This window comes from Actinoallomurus iriomotensis, from assembly GCF_030269445.1.
GTDB lineage: Bacteria > Actinomycetota > Actinomycetes > Streptosporangiales > Streptosporangiaceae > Actinoallomurus > Actinoallomurus iriomotensis.
This window is the reverse complement of sequence record NZ_BSTJ01000007.1, coordinates 489,854-505,275: the sequence shown is the minus strand read 5'-3', so window position 1 is coordinate 505,275 and position 15,422 is coordinate 489,854. Positions and strand designations below refer to the sequence as shown.

Below are 15,422 nucleotides of genomic sequence, written 5' to 3'. Positions count from 1 at the left end.
GACAGGGCGTCTCTTATTCGGGTGGAGGTGGACCGTGGCGGACACGGCACGGGCGGAGCGGCTCGACCCGGCGGTGCTCAAGCTCGCGATGATCCTGGTCGTCGGTGCGCTGGCGCCGCTGCTGGACAGCACGATCGTCAACGTCGCGATCGACGCGCTGGGCCGCGACCTGCACACGTCGCTGGCGGCGATCCAGTGGGTGGTCACCGCGTACCTGCTGGCCCTCGCGATGGCGATCCCGGCGACCGGGTGGCTGACCGGGCGGTTCGGGGCCAAGCGGATGTGGCTGATCTCGCTGGTGCTGTTCCTGGCCGGGTCGATGCTGTGCGGCCTGGCCTGGAACGCCGGCAGCCTCATCGCCTTCCGCGCGCTGCAGGGCGTGGGCGGCGGGCTGATGCTGCCGATCCTGCAGACGCTGCTGCTGCGCGCCGCGGGCGGGCGGTCACTCGGCCGGCTCATGGCCACGATCACCATCCCGGCGCTGGTCGGCCCGATCCTCGGCCCGGTGATCGGTGGGCTGATCGTCGGCAACGCGAGCTGGCGGTGGATCTTCTACGTCAACGTCCCGATCTGCGCCGTCGCGCTGATCCTGGCCTGGCGCGGCCTGCCCGCGGACGCGCCGCGCGGCGGGCAGCGCCTCGACCTGGTCGGGCTGGTGCTGCTGTCACCCGGGCTGGCCGCGATCATCTACGGGCTGTCCCAGGTCGGCGCGCACGGCGGCTTCGGGCACGCGACCGTCCTGTACCCGCTGGCGGCGGGAGTGCTGCTGCTCCTGGGCTTCGTCGGGCACGCCCTGCGTACGGGCGGCGAACCGGCCGTGGACCTGCGGCTGTTCCGCGTACGGTCCTTCGCCGCGTCGTCGGCCCTGCTCTTCCTGTCGGGCCTGTCGCTGTTCGGGGCGATGCTGCTGCTGCCGCTGTACTACCAGCAGGTCCGCGGTCAGGGCGTCATCGCCGCCGGGCTGCTGCTCGCGCCGCAGGGGCTGGGCAGCCTGCTCACGCGCGGTCCGCTCGGCACGCTCGTCGACCGCGTCGGCCCGCGGCCGTTCGTCCTCATCGGCACCGCGCTGACCGCGCTCGGCACGCTGGCGTTCACGCGCGGCGAACCCGAGTGGCTGCTCGCCGTCTCCCTCGTCGTACGCGGCGCCGGGATGAGCGGGGCGAACATCGCCGTCATGGCCGCGGCGTACCAGGGGGTGGACCCCGCCGACATCCCGCACGCCGGCAGCGCGACGCGGATCCTGCAGCAGGTCGGCGGGTCGTTCGGCGCCGCGCTGCTCGCGGTGATCCTGCAGTGGCAGCTCGCCGCGCACCCACGGGGCACGGCGTACGCGCACACCTTCTGGTGGGCGATCGGCTTCAGCGCGCTCGCCCTGGTGCCCGCGCTCCTCATGCCCGGCGTAAGAGCCCGCGAGGTCACGGCCGGAACATGATCACCAGCCGGCCGCGGACGCCGCCCGCCTCCAGGCGGCGGTGGGCGTCGGCCGCCCGCTCCGGGGGGTACGTCTGGGCGACGCGCAACGTGACGGCGCCGGTCTCGGCGAGACGGCGCAGTTCGTCCAGCTTGTCCCACTCGCGGGCGTACTCGCTGACCCAGATTTCATGGACCGCGATGTCGCGCTCGGTCTCGGCGCCGAAGCCGCGCACCGCGGCGAGCGCGCCGCCGTCGCGTACGGCCGCGAGCAGAGGGGCACCGATGACGGCGCCGTCGGCCACGGCGTCCACGCCGTTCGGCAGCGCCTGCCGGATGCGCAACGCGACCCCGTCGCCGCGCGCCACGATCACGTCGGCGCCGAGCCTGCGGACGAGCGGCTCGTCCTCGGGCGAGGCGTCCGCGACGACCCGCAGGCCGCGGGCCTTGGCGAGCTGCACGACGTACCCGCCGTACGCCCCGGCGGCCCCGGTGACCGCGAGGGTACGGCCGGGTTCGAGCGCGAGACGGTCGAGGGTGAGCTGCGCGGTCATGCCGTTCATCGGCAGGGTGCACGCCTCGGCGTACGTGGCGCCGATCGGCATCGCCGTGGCCGAGTCGGTCGGCACGACGACGTGCTCGGCGTACCCGCCGCCCAGTCTGCTGCGAGGCAGGGTGATCGCCATGACGTCGTCGCCGACGGACTGGCGGACGTCCTCGCCGACCTCGTCGACGACGCCCGCGACGTCCATGCCGGGGATGTACGGAGGCGGCCGGTCGCGCAGCGCCTCGGCGCTCGTCACGCCGGCGCGGAAGAGCGTGTCGGTCGGGTTCACGGCCGCCGCGTGCACGCGGACGCGGATCTCACCCGGCCCGGGATGAGGCTCGTCCAGCTCGACGACCTCGAGCGCCTCGGGCCCGCCGAAACGGGAAACACCTACTGCCTTCATATACCTGCCATCCAATCCGATCCGCGGCCCGCGCGGAAGGGCGGACCCCAGACCAGATCCGCGACGCACCCGCCGTCCCCGGGCTACCGGCCGGGCTTCGGGCGGCGTCCGGCGACCAGGTCCGCGACGGCCGCGCACAGCGCGATCAGCACGAACGCCGTCACCACCAGCAGTCCCCGGCGGAAGGCCGTCGCCCAGTCGCCGTGGGAGGCGCCGACGGCCGCGAAGAAGACCGCGCCCACACCGGCGATGCCGATCGCCGTGCCGATGCGCTGGCCCGTCTGCAGGACGCCCGCGGCGCTTCCGCCGCCCTCCGGCGGCACCTCCGACAGTGTGATCGCCTGGTTCGGGGAGATCACCAGGCCGCTGCCGAAGCCGCCCAGCAGCAGCGGCAGGGCGGTGGCGAGCGCGGCGTGCGAGCCGGGCACCGCGCGTACGGCCAGGAAGGCCGCGGTCAGGCCCACGGCGACCAGGACGAGTCCCAGCGCCACCAGGGGCCGGCCGAGGCGGCCGACCATCCGGCCGCCGATCGTGGACCCGGTGGCCGAGCCCAGCGCGAACGGGGTGATCGACAGGCCGGCGAACAGGGCGCTGTAGTGCAGGCCGTTCTGCAGGTAGAGGGTGAAGATGAAGAAGATCGAGGTGAACCCGGCGAAGTAGAGCAGGGCGATCGTCGAGCCCAGAGCGTACGACCGGCGGCGGAACAGGGACAGGTTCACCAGAGGCTGCCGGTGCCGCCGCTCCCACTGCAGGAAGCCCAGCAGGATCACCGCGGCGGCGGGGATGAGCAGCCACTTCGCGCTCCCGTGCCACTGCTGCTCCTGCACGAACGGCAGGAGCAGGCCGACCACGCCGGCGCCCAGGAGCAGCACGCCGACCGGGTCCAGGCTCTCGCGGCGACGGCCCTCGCCCGGCGGCGGCAGCAGGCGCCAGGCGAGCGGTAGGGCGACGAGACCGACCGGGATGTTGACGTAGAACACCCAGCGCCAGCCGTCCTGCGCGCCGGCGAGGGAGATCAGCGCCCCGCCGAGGATGGGGCCCGCGGCGGTCGCGATGCCGATCGTGGCGCCGAGCGCACCGAACGCGCGACCTCGCTCATGTCCGCGGAACAGGATCTGGATCAGCCCGGCGATCTGCGGGTTGACGATGCCGGCGGCGACTCCCTGGACCAGACGGGCCACCACCAGCCACTGGATGGCCGGCGCGATCCCGGCGGCGGCGCTGGACAGCGTGAACAGCGTCAGCCCGGCCATGAAGACGGCGCGGCGGCTGCGGGCGTCGCCGAGCCGGCCGGCCGGGACGAGCACCAGCCCGAACGCCAGCGCGTACCCGCTGAGGATCCACTGCAGGCCGTCCGGCGAGGCGTGCAGGCCCGAACGGATGGACGGCAACGCGACGTTGACGATGCTCACGTCCAGCAGGGTCATGAACGCGGCGACGAGACAGACCGCCAGCGCCCGCCAGCGCCGCCCGGTGACCTCGTCCGAGGCCGGGCGGCCGTCATCACGGGTGTCAACGGACAAGCGTCGGCACTCCTCCCGGGTTCCCGCGGCCGGGCTCAGCGCATCCGACGCACCCCGATGCCGCTTTATGTACTGATTTGACCTTCCCTGCATCCCTACCCCGTCGTTCCCGGCCATGCCTCCGCCGGCGATCGGCTCCTACGCTGGGCGCATGCGTACGCTGACGACGGCACGGCTGGAACTCCGGCCCTGGGACGCGCGCTTCGAGGATGACTTCCTCCGGCTCGCCTCGGACGAACGGGTGACGCGCTTCATCGGCGACGGACGGCCGTGGAGCCGCGAGCGCGTCGCCGAACGCCACCGGGAGCACCTGGAGCACTGGGCACGGCACGGGTACGGCTGGCGGGCGATCCACCACGACGGCGACTTCGCCGGTGTGGCCGCCCTCAACCGCCTGGGTTCCCTGGTGCCCGGCATCGAGGAGTCGGCGCTGGAGATCGGCTGGTGGATCGACCCGCGATGGTGGGGACGGGGGTTCGCCACCGAGGCCGCCCTCGCACTGCGCGACGAGGCGTTCGCCGACCTGGGCGCCGAGCGCATCGCCGCTCGTTACCAGCCCGCCAACACCGGCTCCGAACGCGTCATGATCAAGATCGGCATGCGCCGCCACAGCGACACGGTGGGCCGCGTGGGCGAACCGGTGCGGGTGTACGAGCTGAGCCGTCCGGACTGGCTCGCCCTGCCGGACCAGGAGGTTTGACACCCCGGCCGACCGGGCATCCCGGAGTCTCATCGAGCCGACCGGCACGACGAGAGGACGCTCCCATGAGCGACCGGACAGCACCCGAACAGCACGATGCCCAGGCCGCGCCGAAGCGCGAGCCGCAGGTCCTGAGCGGCGACGAGCTGATCGTCTATGAGGCGATCGCTACTCTGCGCGGCCCCGTCGACGTCGACGGGCTCGCCGGCAAGACGGGCCTCGCGGAGGACACCGTACGCGCCGCGGTCGACCGGCTGACCGCGCTCGAGATGGTGGAGACCGGCGAGCACGGCGCACGCATCGGCCCGAACGACTGGGACGTACGCGGCGCGCGCTGACGTACGTCCGCCGCGGCCCGTGACACGGGGCCGCGGCGGTCACGTCAGGCGGACACCTCCGGAAGCACCTGCTCGGCGTAGAAGGCGAAGAACTCCTCCTGGTCCGGGCCGATCTGGTTGACGTAGACCTCGTCGTACCCGGCGTCGACGAAGGCCCGCAGGGCCTCGATGTGCCGCTGCGGGTCCGGCCCGCAGGGCACGTTCTCCCCCACCATTTCCTCGGTCACCAGCGACGAGAGCTGCTGGAAGTGGCGGGGCAGCGGCAGGAGCTGCGCGGCCTCCCCCGGAAGCTGGTCGTTCGGCCACAGGCGGTGCGCGGTACGACGGGCCTGAGCCTCATCCGGCGCCCAGCACACCTTGAACCCGCCCTGGGCCGGCTTGTCCCCTCCGGCCGCCGCACGGAACGTCTTGACCAGGTCGGCGTCGGGCTTCACGCACATGAAGCCGTCCGCCACCCGCCCGGCCAGCTCGGCCGCGCGGTCGCCGAAACCCGACATGTAGATCGGCGGAGGCCGGTCCGGCAGGGAGTACAGCCGGGCGGTGTCCACGTGGTAGTGCTTGCCGTGGTGCGTGACCAGCTCTCCGGTGAACAACCGCCGGATCAGGCCGATCGCCTCCTCCAGCATCTCCAGCCGCTCGCTCGCCGGCGGCCAGCGGGAGTCCAGGATGTGCTCGTTCAGTGCCTCCCCCGAGCCCACCCCCAGCACGAAGCCGTTCTCGTTCAGCGCCGCGCTCGTGGCCGCGGCCTGGGCGATGACCGCCGGATGGATGCGGATCAGCGGGCAGGTCACCGCCGTGGTGATCGGCAGGGACACCGCCTCGGACAGTGCCCCGACGACCGACCACACGAATGACGCTTCGCCCTGTTCGTCCAGCCACGGGTGGTAGTGGTCGGAGATCCACAGCGCCTCGAACCCGGCCTGCTCGGCCAGCCGTGCCTGGCGGACCAGTTCACGCGGTGAGTGCTCCTCGCTCGACAGGAAGTACCCGAACCTCGTCATGCGTCTCCTTCGGCGTCAGCCCTTGCGGGCGAACATCTCCTGTGCCTTGGTCTTCAGGCCCTTCCGCACGACGCCGTAGGCGTCCGGGTCGCCCTTGATGATCGCTTCGGCGGCGTCCTTCATCTGCTCGAAGTCCGCGTGCGGCGGGATCGGCGGGATGTCGGGGTCGCAGCGGACGTCGATGACGACGGGCACGTCGGCGGCCAGGGCGCGGTCCCACGCGGGGCCGATGGCGTCCGGCTTCTCGACCTCGATGCCCTCCAGGCCGATCGACCGGGCGAACCCGGCGTACGACATCTCGGGCAGCGCCTGGGACTCCACGAACTTCGGCGCGCCGGACATCGCGCGCAGCTCCCAGGTCACCTGGTTCAGGTCGTTGTTGTGCAGGACCGCCACGATCAGCCGCGGATCGCTCCACTCGGACAGGTAGCGCTTCATGGTGATCAGCTCGTTCATGCCGTTCATCTGCATCGCGCCGTCGCCCACGAAGGCGATGACCGGGCGGTCCGGGTGGGCGAACTTCGCGCCGATGGCGTACGGCACGCCACAGCCCATCGTCGCGAGCGTGCCCGAGAGCGAGCCGCGCATGCCGGCCCGGAACCTCAGGTCACGGGCGTACCAGTTCGCCGCCGAACCGGAGTCGGAGGTCACGATGGTGTCCTCGGGCAGACGCGGGTTCAGCTCCCAGAACAGCAGCATCGGGTTGACCGGATCGGCCTCGACGTGGGCCTGCCGCTCGATCACCGACCACGAGCGCGCGACGTTCTCCTCGACCGTCTCGCGCCAGGAGCGCTTCTTCTTCCGCTTGAGCAGCGGGATGAGCGCGCGCAGCGTCTCGGCCGCGTCGCCGACGAGGTTGACCTCGGTCGGGTAGCGCATGCCGATCATGCGACCGTCGATGTCGATCTGGATTCCCCTGGCGTCCCCGAACTCGGGCAGGAACTGGCTGTAGGGGAAGTTGGATCCGACGATCAGCAGGGTGTCGCAGTCGCGCATCAGCTCATACGACGGGCGCGTTCCGAGGAGGCCGATCGCGCCGGTGACGTAGGGCAGGTCGTCGGGCAGGACGTCCTTGCCGAGCAGTGCCTTGGCCACTCCGGCGCCGGTGAGCTCGGCGACCTCCATGACCTCCGCCGCGGCGGACCGGGCCCCCTGGCCGACGAGGATCGCCACCTTCGACCCGGCGTTGAGGATCTCGGCGGCCTTCTCGATCTCCTTCTGCGGCGCCCGCGTCACCGGTGGCACATAGCCGGGTGTGGACGACGGGACGTTCTTGAACGCGTGGGACGGCGGCTCGTACTCCTCCTCCTGCAGGTCGGAGGGGATGATGATCGCCGTGGGCGCGCGCTCGGCCATGGCGATCCGCATCGCGCGGTCGAGCAGGTTCGGCAGCTGCGCGGAGACGTTCGCCTCCTGCACGTACGCGCTCGCGACGTCCTTGAACAGGCTCAGCAGGTCGACCTCCTGCTGGTAGTTGCCGCCCATCGCGCTGCGGGCGGTCTGCCCGACGATCGCCACCACCGGAACATGGTCGAGCTTGGCGTCGTACAGGCCGTTCAGCAGGTGGATCGCGCCGGGTCCGCTGGTCGCGAGGCATACTCCGGGCTTCCCGCTGAACTTGGCGTAACCGACCGCCTCGAAGGCGGCCATCTCCTCGTGCCGGGCCTGGACGAACCGGGGCTGGTCATCGGCCCGGCCCAGCGCCGCGATGATCCCGTTGATGCCGTCACCCGGATAGCCGAACAGCCGTTCGACCCCCCACTCCCGCAGACGCTGCAACAGGTAATCCGCAACGGTAGGAGCCATCACGATCTCTCCTTTCCACCGTGGCCTCTCTTCACGGCCTTCCCCGGCGGCGCGGCGGAAACCCGCGTACGGGTATCCCGCAGGTAAAGCCGCCAAAAGCAGGCGGAAAGGGGCCGGTGGGCCCGTAACGGATGTCAGGGGCCCACCGGGTCAGACGTCAGCTCACCAGCGATACCAGCGGCCGCGACCGCCGCCCGAACCGGCGCCGCGGAAGACGAATCCGAGGAGCCACAGGACGAGCACGATGATCGCGATCCACCAGAGGGCCTTGAGCGCGAAGCCCGCGCCGAACAGGATCAGCACGAGGAGTAGCACGAGGAGCAACGGGACCATGGTCAGTCACCTCCTGTGCCCGCATATGCCCTTATAAGCGAGGTTCATGCCGAATTACCCTCAGGGGCCCTCGGCCCGGATGAGCTTCGGCAGCAGGTACCACAGCCCGACGAACAGCGCCGCGATCGCGGCGCCGAGCCCGGCCGCCCAGCCGAGGCCCGCCACGACGTCCAGGACGAGGAACACCGCGCCGATCATGGCGACCAGCAGGGCCGCCAGGCCCGCCTGCGCGAGGGTCGAGGCGGTGCGGACGAGCTGGGGCTTGCGGCCCTGCCGGAAGACCTGGCGGTGACCGCTGACCGGCGCGATCAGCAGGGCCGTCGCGGCCGCCGCCGCGACCAGGGTGATCACGTAGACGACCTTGTCCCGGTCGCCGACGTCGCCGAACCGGTTCGTGAACGGGAGCGTCAGCAGGAACGCGAACAGGATCTGCACGCCGGTCTGGGCGACCCGCAGCTCCTGTAGCAGCTCGACGAAGTTGCGGTCCCAGCGTTCCATGCCGGTCTCGTCGCGGTTCTCCTCCGCCCGCTCCGCGTCGCCACGCGTCCCGCGCCGCGCCGTTCCGTACGAGCCGGTCTCGTCGCGGTTCTCCTCCTCGGGGCCCTGGTCGCCACCGCCCGCGCCCCGCTCCGTTCCGTACGTCTCGGTCATCCGCCTACTTCTTCTTCCCGAGCTTGCGCAGCGGCTTGCGCTTGGCCGCCTTCTTCGCCGCGGCGGGCAGGTCCTCCAGCACGCGCGCCGCCTCCCGCCGCTCCACCTCGGCCAGCCGGCCGGCGACGAACGTGTCGGCGGCGGGCGTGTCCGGCCATCCGGTGGTGGCGGCGAGGCGCTCGGCGGCGACGACGCCGTCGTGGTGCTCGCCGAGGACGTCCTGGAGCCGTTCGGCGCGACGGGCGAGCTTCGCGGCGGGCGAGCCGAGCGCCGCCGAGGCGGCTTCGGCGGTGTACCGGGCGCGCTTGGCCGCCTTACGCGTGTCGTGCAGCGCGGCGTCGCGGTCCTGCCCGGCGGGCAGACGGGCGGCCCGGTCGTACCGGCGCATCATCTTCCGCCACGCCCTGGCCACCAGCCGGGGCGTCTCCTTGGCCGCCGGACGGGCCGCGCGGGCGCGCAGCGGCGGATCGGCCAGGAAGGCGTCCAGGGCGTCGAGCAGGTCGTAGTACCGCCGGGTCAGGAGCACCTCGCGCACCTGGTCGCGGGCGCGGTGCTCCTCGTCCGCCATCGCGAGCAGCCACGCCGGGCTCGGGTGGGCGCCGGGCAGTTCGGCGAGGCGGCGGTGGAAGCGCGCGTTCTGCACCTCCAGGTCGCGGACGTCACCGAGCGCGCCGGCGAGCCACCTCAGCTCCGTGTCCAGGGTCCGGATCCGTACCGGGTCGAGGAGGCGCCGGTGGGTGCGCAGGACGCTGCGAGTCCGGCGGACGGCGACGCGCATCTTGTGCACCGAGTCGTCGTCGTTCTCGGCGAGCCGCACCCGCGGGTCGTACGCGAGCAGTTGCTCGACCTGCTCGCCCAGGTACCTCAGCAGCACGTCCCCGGCGGTACGGGTGGCGGTGGGCCGCCGGACGGGAGTGATGTCGTCCTCCAGCGCCCGCGCCAGCTTCGAGGCGGCCGCCGACTCGCGGGCGCCGGACTCGCGCAGGCGTCCGCCGATGCTCTCCACCACCTCGCGGGAGCCCTCGACCGCCTCGACCTCCAGCTCGCGCCAGCGCATCAGCGCGACCTCATGGCCGTCCCGGCTCAGGCGGCGGGCGTGCACGGTGTCGTCCGCGAGCTCCGCGAGGACCGTGCCGTCCTCGCCCAGCAGCCCGCGTTCGGTGCGGTGGGTCTCCACTTCCGCGACTCGGATGAGGGGGCGGCCGCGGACGTGCGCGGCGACGAGCTCGGACAGCTCCGCGGGCACCGTGTGCGTCCCGGCGTCGAGCGGCGTCCGGATCTCGCGTTTCATGTCCTTGCCGGCCGGCAGCTTCAGGTGCCAGCCCTCGTCGCCGCCTCCCTCCCGGCGCCGCAACGTGATCCCGCGCGCGGCCAGCCGCAGGTCCTCGGTGTCGAAGTAGGAGGCGCGGAGGATGTGGGTCTCCGGCGGGCCGACCCTTGCGCATCCACCGACCTCGCGCAGGTCGGGCAGTGCGAGATCGGCCTCGGCGTCGTACTTGCGCTCCAGCTCGATGTGGCGTGCCACGGTCTCTCCCTCGATCCGGTATCGGCACTTCAGGCGGTACTAACGCCTTACCCGTACAGAGAGCCTCAAAAGTGAACTTTTGCGGCACCCCGCGACCGCGACGACTACTCGGGCGGCAGGAGAGGTCCGAGGGGACCGAGATCGAGGTTGAGGTCGCGGGCGTCGAGGCCGAAGCGCTCCCGCAGTTCCGTCATCGCCTCTTCCAGCCGCATGAGCGCCAGCCCGAGTTCCTCGACCTTGTCGTCGGGCAGGTCGCCCGCGTCGACGCGACGCAGGGCCTGGCGCTCCATGAGCTGACGCACGAGCTCTATCACGGTCAGCACGAGACGTACGAGATCGCGCTCCACCTGCTCGGAGTCGGTCTCCAGGCGGTGCGGCATCCGGTGACCGCGCCCGTCCTCGGGGGCGGCGTGACGCGGACGGTACGCGCCGCCGTGCCTGTCGGACCGCTCGCTCACGGCGGGGGATCCTCCCAGGTCACCACGCCCTCGATCGGCTCGTCGGAGCGCTCGGCCGCCACCACCCGCTCCATCTCCGGCCGGATCGAGGCGATGATCGCGCGCAACGAGACCCGTACGAGGTCGACGTCGGCGATCGAGATGGTCACGTCACCGGTGATCACGACGCCGCCGGCCAGGAGCCGGTCCAGCAGGTCCACGAGGGCGATGCGCCGGCCCCGCGCGGGCACCGGCGTACGCGTGTCGGGCAGGTCGCTCAGTACTCGGTCCACGCCTCCTCCTCGGCGGCGAACGAGTAGGGCGCCCAGGGGCCGGTGAGCTGGAGCCGCAGCTCCGGGCGCGTCCCGGCGAGCCGCGCGACGGCCGTGCGGAAGTCCTCCGCGCGCTCGTCGTCGACGAGGTAGGCGGCGTTGAGGATCATCCAGCCGCGCTCGCCGGACAGCTGGGGGTCCTGCGGCCGGTGCAGGCGCCGGGTGGCGGCGATCGCGCACAGCTCGTCGTCGACGTGGCCCGCCAGCGTGAGGATCTCGCGGCGCGTCTCCTCCTCGTCGTGACGCTGGGCGCTGCGCCGCCGCAGGTACGCGGTGCCGGGCCGGGCGTCCGCCGGAGCCGGCGCCGCCTCCCGTGACGCGGCCTCGGCGAGGTCGGCGTACATCTTGACGCCCCATTCCGTACGGCCGGTGATCCGTCCGAGCGCCCGGGTGAACTCGTCGTGCCGCTCGCGCAGCGCGCCGCGCGCCCGGTCCTCGTTCCGGTACACCGTGGCCAGGCCGAGCGGGACGATCACCCCGTGCTCCGCGACGGCGTCGACGACGGCGTGGTGCGCGCGGGCGGTCGCCTCCAGCCAGTCCAGGTGTTCCAGGTTGCGCCGCAGGGCGTCCTCGCCGAACTCGGCCAGGCTCACCCGGCTCACCACCGCGGTCAGCCCCTCCGCGTCGAGAGTCGCCACGGGCGCGCCGGCCACGCCGCGGACCCCCGCCACCGCCTCGGCGGGCACGTCGCGGGCGATGCCGTACACGTAGATCGCGGTCTCATCCACGGTCGGTCTCCTCCGGTGGACGCCGCCGGCCCCGGCGACCGCGGGGCTCCCGCTCCTCCTCGTACTCGTCGTCGTAGTCGTACTCGTACTCGTCGTCAGGGTCGTCGCGGGCCGCCCGGCTCACCGCGCGGCGGTCCCGGTGCCGGAGTTCCGGCTCGGCGCGCTCCTCCTCGTCGTCCGCGCCCTCCAGTGCGGCGAGCCGTTCGCGCAGCCGGCGGTTCTCCGCCGCGATCTCCTCGCGGTGGGCCGCGGACGAGAGGGTGGGGTCGTGCTCCCACCAGTCGATCCCCATCTCCTTGGCCCGGTCGACCGAGGCGATCACCAGCCGCAGTTTGATGGTCAGCAGCTCGATGTCGAGCAGGTTCACCTGGATGTCGCCGGCGATGACGATGCCCTTGTCGAGCACCCGCTCCAGAATGTCGGCGAGGTTCGCCGACTCCGGGCGCCGTGTCTGCGCGGGCTGCCGTCCATAGCCGTATCCGGTCAGCCCCCGCTCCATCGGATCCGTCACGTCACCTCTCCCCCACCTGGCACCGGATGTAGCGGTCGACGCGGCGGTAGGCCAGCAGCTCGCCCTCCGGGTCCAGCTCGGCCTCGTACACGGCGAGGATGTCGGTCGTCGCGGGGATCCGGTGCGTCTCGACGACCTCCACGCCGACCGTCCACCGGCCGTCCTCCGCCTGTGCCAGCGAGGTGATCCCCTCGAAATCCTTGCCGGTCATCTCGGCCACGTGGTCGGCGGCCAGCCGCGCGGCGCGGTCCGCGGTCGGCGGAGGCGGGCGCCGGGTACGGCGCCTCGGCTCATCGTTCCGGCGGTCGTCCATTCCCGCCCTCCGGGAAGCCGGAGCGTTGCCGCGACATCATCCGGGCCAGCAGTTCGTTCTCCAGCGCGGCCGCCTCGTCCTCCGGCAGCCGGCCGGCCCGTACCTCCGCCTCGATCTCGGCGATCTGCTTACGGATCAGCGCCGGGTCGTACAGCTGGCGCTCGGCCTGCTCCAGGATGCGCTCGGCCAGCCAGGCGACGCTCCGCACGGGCGCGAGCGGCAGGGTCAGCAGGCCCGTGAGCAGTCCCATGTCTCAGTTCCCTCCTCCGGGCGGCGGCGGAACGAAGTCGTACGGCGCGAGCGGGCCGACCATGCGCAGCCGGACACGGTCGCCCCAGCGTTCGCCGAGCCGGTCCACGGCCCGCTCGAACTCCTCCAGGTCCCGGTCGGCCACCAGGAACGCCGCGTCGGCCGCCGCGTCCTCACCGGCCGGCGCCCGCGGCGCCACGGCACGGGAGTACGGCTCCAGCGTGTCGATGAGCTCGTCGGTGTCGGCCTGCCGCTTCTCGTCCAGCGCCTTGACGATCAGCTCGCCCAGGCGGATGCGGTCGTAGTAGGCGGCGTCCTCCGGCAGTTCGCGGACCCGTTCCCGTAGCCGCGCCGCCTGCGGGTCCTCCCGGAGAACCTCGCGGAGGACGACGTCCTCGGCATAGACGCCCGAGACGGCGAACTCCCGCGCGCCGCCCAGGTCGTCCAGGACGTCCAGGAACCAGTCCTCATGCGGTGCCAGCATCTCCTCGGCCAGCGCGTCCGCCGTGGTGACCACCGCGCCGAACCGCAGCGGCAGGGTCGTCGTCTCGTTCGCGAGGGCCTCGACGACCGCCTCGTGCGCGAGCAGGTCGTCGCGGGTGCCCAGCGCCTGCACCGGGGAGATCTCGCTCACCGCGGCCGCCAGGTCGCCGTACCGGACCAGGAACACCTCGCCGCCCGCGATCCCGGTCAGGTCCTCGGGCAGCCGCGCGTCCGCGCGGACCACGCCGTACACGTAGCAGGCCAGGGCCATGTCGCCGGGGGCGCGCTCGGGCGCCTCGCTCCTCGGTCGTGTCGTCACCGCTCACGCTCCCTACGCGAGGACCGGCGGCGCTCCCGCTCCTCCGCCCGTTCCTTGCGCTCGTCCAGCACCTCGCCGACCGTCTCCCGCGCGGCGTCGAGCATGCCCTTGGTCTTGCCCTTGGCCCCGCCGCGTGTGCCCTTCTCGGTCAGCTCGCCGACGAGATCGGGCAGCCCCGTGCCACCCTTCTCGTACAGGTCCAGGCGGTTGGTGGCCTCCGCGAAGCGCAGGTAGGTGTCCACGCTCGCCACCACGATGCGCGCGTCGATGGTGATCAGCTCGATGCCCACCAGGGACACGCGGACGAAGGCGTCGATGACGAGACCCTTGTCCAGGATCGTGTCGACCACATCCACCAGCGCGCTTCCGGACGACCGTTGGACGGGCCCCGACCCTTCGTACGGGGAGACCGTCATGGGGAGTCACCTCCGTTCGGCGTGTTTCCTTCCGGTCACTCGGACTCGTCCTCGCGAGGGCGGGCGGGCCCACGGCGCCTCGGCATCCGCGCCGGCCGTTCCTCGTCCTCGTCCTCGGGCTCCTCGGCCGGGCGACGGCGCCGGGCCGGGCGGCGGGGCCGTTCCTCGTCCTCGTCCTCGGGTTCCTCGGCCGGGCGACGGCGGCGGGGCCGTTCCTCCTCGGCCTCCTCCTCGGCGCGCCGGCGTCTCGGCCTCCGGGGGCGCTCCGCCTCGGGCTCCTCGCGCTCTTCTTCCGGCTCCTCCGGCTCCTCTTCGCCCTCTTCGCGTTCGGCGGCCTCGCCAGGCTCCTCCTCTTCCTCGCCCTCTTCTTCCTCTTCGGGGGCCTCCTCGCGCTCCTCCTCTTCGGGCTCCTCTTCTTCGCCGCGCGCCCGCTCTTCCTCCTCCTCGCGGGCCCGTTCCTCCTCGTCGAGCGCCTCTTCGTGGGTCTTGACGACCTCGCCCTCGCGGATCTCTCCGCGCCAGCCCTCGATCTCGTCGGTCCGGAGCAGCGCGTGGACCATCGCGTGCCGGCGGAAGTGCTTGAACTCCAGGCGCGCGCGCCGGCCCTGGGCCCGCCAGATGTTCCCGGTGTGCTCGAACAGGCCCTGCGGGTGGTACTCCATGACCAGGCAGATACGGGTGAGGTTCGGGGCCAGCTCGGAGAAGGAGACCGCGCCGTCGACGTAGCCCTTGGCGCCCTTGGAGCGCCAGATGATGTGGGAGTCGGGCACCTGTTCGAGCGTCGTCGCCTCCCAGGAGCGGTGGGACAAGAAGACCTGCGCCTTCCAGTTCGACTTCTCGTCCTCCGGACGCTCGACGTGCTCGACCTTCTTCATGAACGAGGGAAAGTCCTCGTACTGGGTCCACTGGTTGTAGGCGACCCGCAGCGGCACGCCGACGTCGATCGTCTCGACGATGTTGGTGAGCTTGGCCTTCTTGCCCTTGCCGGCGCCGAAGAGCTTCTTGACCTTCTCCTTCAGCCCGGTGGCGCCCGCGCCGAGCGCCGCGCGTACGGGCCCCTTGCCCTCGGTCAGCGCCGTCAGCCCCGAGACCGCGGCCTTGACCCCCGGGCCGGCGCCCTCCGCGTCACCGACCTTCTCGAGCAACCCGTGGCTGAACTCGTTGACCTTGTCGCTGACCCTGTCTCCCACCGAGGACAGCACCCTCTCCGCGAAGGCCTCCAGCAGGCTCTTGGCCTCCTTGGCGAGCCTCTGCGTGGGCAGGCTCTCGGTCAGTTGGGCGCTCTCCCGGCCGAGCCGGTCACCCTCGGTCATCGCTGCTCCCTCCCCTGGGCGTTCGCTCAAGGTCGCGAGATCGGCCCCGGCGGACCCGGCTCACGGGTACGGCGGCCCCGGAGA

19 protein-coding genes are annotated in these 15,422 nt (G+C 72.3%); 3 read left to right on the top strand and 16 right to left on the bottom strand.

Annotation, left to right across the window (positions count from 1 at the left end; all coding sequences use genetic code 11):
- Window positions 1–34 precede the first annotated feature (34 nt).
- Window positions 35–1,432, top strand: a complete 1,398-nt coding sequence (locus QSK37_RS29140; RefSeq protein ID WP_285627339.1) for a DHA2 family efflux MFS transporter permease subunit — start codon at window positions 35–37, stop codon at window positions 1,430–1,432.
- Here the strand turns inward: QSK37_RS29140 and QSK37_RS29135 are convergent.
- Window positions 1,416–2,360, bottom strand: a complete 945-nt coding sequence (locus tag QSK37_RS29135) for an NADP-dependent oxidoreductase (RefSeq protein WP_285627336.1) — start codon at window positions 2,358–2,360, stop codon at window positions 1,416–1,418. The two genes, QSK37_RS29140 and QSK37_RS29135, sit on opposite strands and share 17 nt — an antisense overlap.
- An 83-nt stretch (window positions 2,361–2,443) precedes the next feature.
- Window positions 2,444–3,883, bottom strand: coding sequence for a DHA2 family efflux MFS transporter permease subunit (locus tag QSK37_RS29130; protein WP_285627333.1), 1,440 nt, complete (start codon window positions 3,881–3,883; stop codon window positions 2,444–2,446).
- Between the two features lie 151 nt (window positions 3,884–4,034).
- On the opposite strand from QSK37_RS29130, the gene QSK37_RS29125 reads away from it, so the two are divergent.
- Together QSK37_RS29125 and QSK37_RS29120 are read left to right on the top strand one after the other, a co-directional pair.
- Window positions 4,035–4,583, top strand: a complete 549-nt coding sequence (locus QSK37_RS29125; RefSeq protein WP_285627330.1) for a GNAT family N-acetyltransferase — start codon at window positions 4,035–4,037, stop codon at window positions 4,581–4,583.
- 65 nt (window positions 4,584–4,648) lie between these two features.
- Window positions 4,649–4,921, top strand: coding sequence for a hypothetical protein (locus QSK37_RS29120; RefSeq protein ID WP_285627325.1), 273 nt, complete (start codon window positions 4,649–4,651; stop codon window positions 4,919–4,921).
- Window positions 4,922–4,965: 44 nt separating this feature from the next.
- On the opposite strand, the gene QSK37_RS29115 is transcribed toward QSK37_RS29120, so the two are convergent.
- From QSK37_RS29115 to QSK37_RS29050, 14 genes are all read right to left on the bottom strand, one after another.
- A complete protein-coding gene (locus QSK37_RS29115) occupies window positions 4,966–5,922 on the bottom strand; it encodes a TIGR03557 family F420-dependent LLM class oxidoreductase (RefSeq protein ID WP_285627322.1) in 957 nt (318 codons plus the stop codon).
- A 15-nt stretch (window positions 5,923–5,937) separates the two neighbouring features.
- The gene (locus QSK37_RS29110; protein ID WP_285627319.1) at window positions 5,938–7,728 is read right to left on the bottom strand and encodes a thiamine pyrophosphate-requiring protein; all 1,791 of its coding nucleotides are present in this window, start codon (window positions 7,726–7,728) and stop codon (window positions 5,938–5,940) included.
- A gap of 162 nt (window positions 7,729–7,890) precedes the next feature.
- Window positions 7,891–8,061, bottom strand: coding sequence for a DUF5670 family protein (locus tag QSK37_RS29105; RefSeq protein WP_285627316.1), 171 nt, complete (start codon window positions 8,059–8,061; stop codon window positions 7,891–7,893).
- 60 nt (window positions 8,062–8,121) lie between these two features.
- The gene (locus QSK37_RS29100) at window positions 8,122–8,712 is read right to left on the bottom strand and encodes a DUF6328 family protein (RefSeq protein ID WP_285627314.1); all 591 of its coding nucleotides are present in this window, start codon (window positions 8,710–8,712) and stop codon (window positions 8,122–8,124) included.
- Between the two features lie 4 nt (window positions 8,713–8,716).
- Window positions 8,717–10,237, bottom strand: a complete 1,521-nt coding sequence (locus tag QSK37_RS29095; protein WP_285627311.1) for a CYTH and CHAD domain-containing protein — start codon at window positions 10,235–10,237, stop codon at window positions 8,717–8,719.
- Window positions 10,238–10,341: 104 nt separating this feature from the next.
- Window positions 10,342–10,695 (bottom strand): gas vesicle protein K, encoded by a 354-nt coding sequence (locus QSK37_RS29090; RefSeq protein WP_285627309.1) that lies wholly within the window; start codon window positions 10,693–10,695, stop codon window positions 10,342–10,344.
- A complete protein-coding gene (locus QSK37_RS29085; RefSeq protein ID WP_285627306.1) occupies window positions 10,692–10,967 on the bottom strand; it encodes a gas vesicle protein in 276 nt (91 codons plus the stop codon). The genes QSK37_RS29090 and QSK37_RS29085 overlap by 4 nt, the downstream gene beginning before the upstream one ends.
- Entirely contained in the window at window positions 10,952–11,734 is a 783-nt protein-coding gene (locus QSK37_RS29080) for a GvpL/GvpF family gas vesicle protein (RefSeq protein WP_285627304.1), read from the bottom strand. The genes QSK37_RS29085 and QSK37_RS29080 overlap by 16 nt, the downstream gene beginning before the upstream one ends.
- On the bottom strand, window positions 11,727–12,245 hold the full coding sequence (gene gvpJ / locus QSK37_RS29075; RefSeq protein ID WP_432705608.1) for a gas vesicle protein GvpJ: 519 nt from the start codon (window positions 12,243–12,245) through the stop codon (window positions 11,727–11,729). The genes QSK37_RS29080 and gvpJ (QSK37_RS29075) overlap by 8 nt, the downstream gene beginning before the upstream one ends.
- A 1-nt stretch (window position 12,246) precedes the next feature.
- A complete protein-coding gene (gvpO, locus tag QSK37_RS29070; RefSeq protein WP_285627301.1) occupies window positions 12,247–12,558 on the bottom strand; it encodes a gas vesicle protein GvpO in 312 nt (103 codons plus the stop codon).
- Complete coding sequence (locus QSK37_RS29065; RefSeq protein WP_285627298.1) at window positions 12,536–12,808, bottom strand: gas vesicle protein GvpG; 273 nt, start codon at window positions 12,806–12,808, stop codon at window positions 12,536–12,538. The genes gvpO and QSK37_RS29065 overlap by 23 nt, the downstream gene beginning before the upstream one ends.
- Window positions 12,809–12,811: 3 nt before the next feature.
- Window positions 12,812–13,609, bottom strand: a complete 798-nt coding sequence (locus tag QSK37_RS29060; RefSeq protein WP_285627295.1) for a GvpL/GvpF family gas vesicle protein — start codon at window positions 13,607–13,609, stop codon at window positions 12,812–12,814.
- Window positions 13,606–14,025 carry a gas vesicle protein GvpJ gene (gvpJ, locus tag QSK37_RS29055; RefSeq protein ID WP_285627294.1) on the bottom strand — a complete coding sequence of 140 codons (420 nt, stop codon included), beginning with the start codon at window positions 14,023–14,025 and terminating at the stop codon, window positions 13,606–13,608. The genes QSK37_RS29060 and gvpJ (QSK37_RS29055) overlap by 4 nt, the downstream gene beginning before the upstream one ends.
- A gap of 35 nt (window positions 14,026–14,060) precedes the next feature.
- Window positions 14,061–15,338 carry an SRPBCC family protein gene (locus QSK37_RS29050; protein WP_285627289.1) on the bottom strand — a complete coding sequence of 426 codons (1,278 nt, stop codon included), beginning with the start codon at window positions 15,336–15,338 and terminating at the stop codon, window positions 14,061–14,063.
- Window positions 15,339–15,422: the final 84 nt, after the last annotated feature.

Coding starts and splice junctions, on each gene's coding strand:
- gvpJ (WP_285627294.1), bottom strand. CDS start 14,025: ATGACGGTCTCCCCGTACGAAGGGTCGGGGCCCGTCCAACGGTCGTCC.
- QSK37_RS29100 (WP_285627314.1), bottom strand. CDS start 8,712: ATGACCGAGACGTACGGAACGGAGCGGGGCGCGGGCGGTGGCGACCAG.
- QSK37_RS29105 (WP_285627316.1), bottom strand. CDS start 8,061: ATGGTCCCGTTGCTCCTCGTGCTACTCCTCGTGCTGATCCTGTTCGGC.
- QSK37_RS29050 (WP_285627289.1), bottom strand. CDS start 15,338: ATGACCGAGGGTGACCGGCTCGGCCGGGAGAGCGCCCAACTGACCGAG.
- QSK37_RS29065 (WP_285627298.1), bottom strand. CDS start 12,808: ATGGGACTGCTCACGGGCCTGCTGACCCTGCCGCTCGCGCCCGTGCGG.
- gvpO (WP_285627301.1), bottom strand. CDS start 12,558: ATGGACGACCGCCGGAACGATGAGCCGAGGCGCCGTACCCGGCGCCCG.
- QSK37_RS29120 (WP_285627325.1), top strand. CDS start 4,649: ATGAGCGACCGGACAGCACCCGAACAGCACGATGCCCAGGCCGCGCCG.
- QSK37_RS29115 (WP_285627322.1), bottom strand. CDS start 5,922: ATGACGAGGTTCGGGTACTTCCTGTCGAGCGAGGAGCACTCACCGCGT.
- QSK37_RS29125 (WP_285627330.1), top strand. CDS start 4,035: ATGCGTACGCTGACGACGGCACGGCTGGAACTCCGGCCCTGGGACGCG.
- QSK37_RS29135 (WP_285627336.1), bottom strand. CDS start 2,360: ATGAAGGCAGTAGGTGTTTCCCGTTTCGGCGGGCCCGAGGCGCTCGAG.
- QSK37_RS29110 (WP_285627319.1), bottom strand. CDS start 7,728: ATGGCTCCTACCGTTGCGGATTACCTGTTGCAGCGTCTGCGGGAGTGG.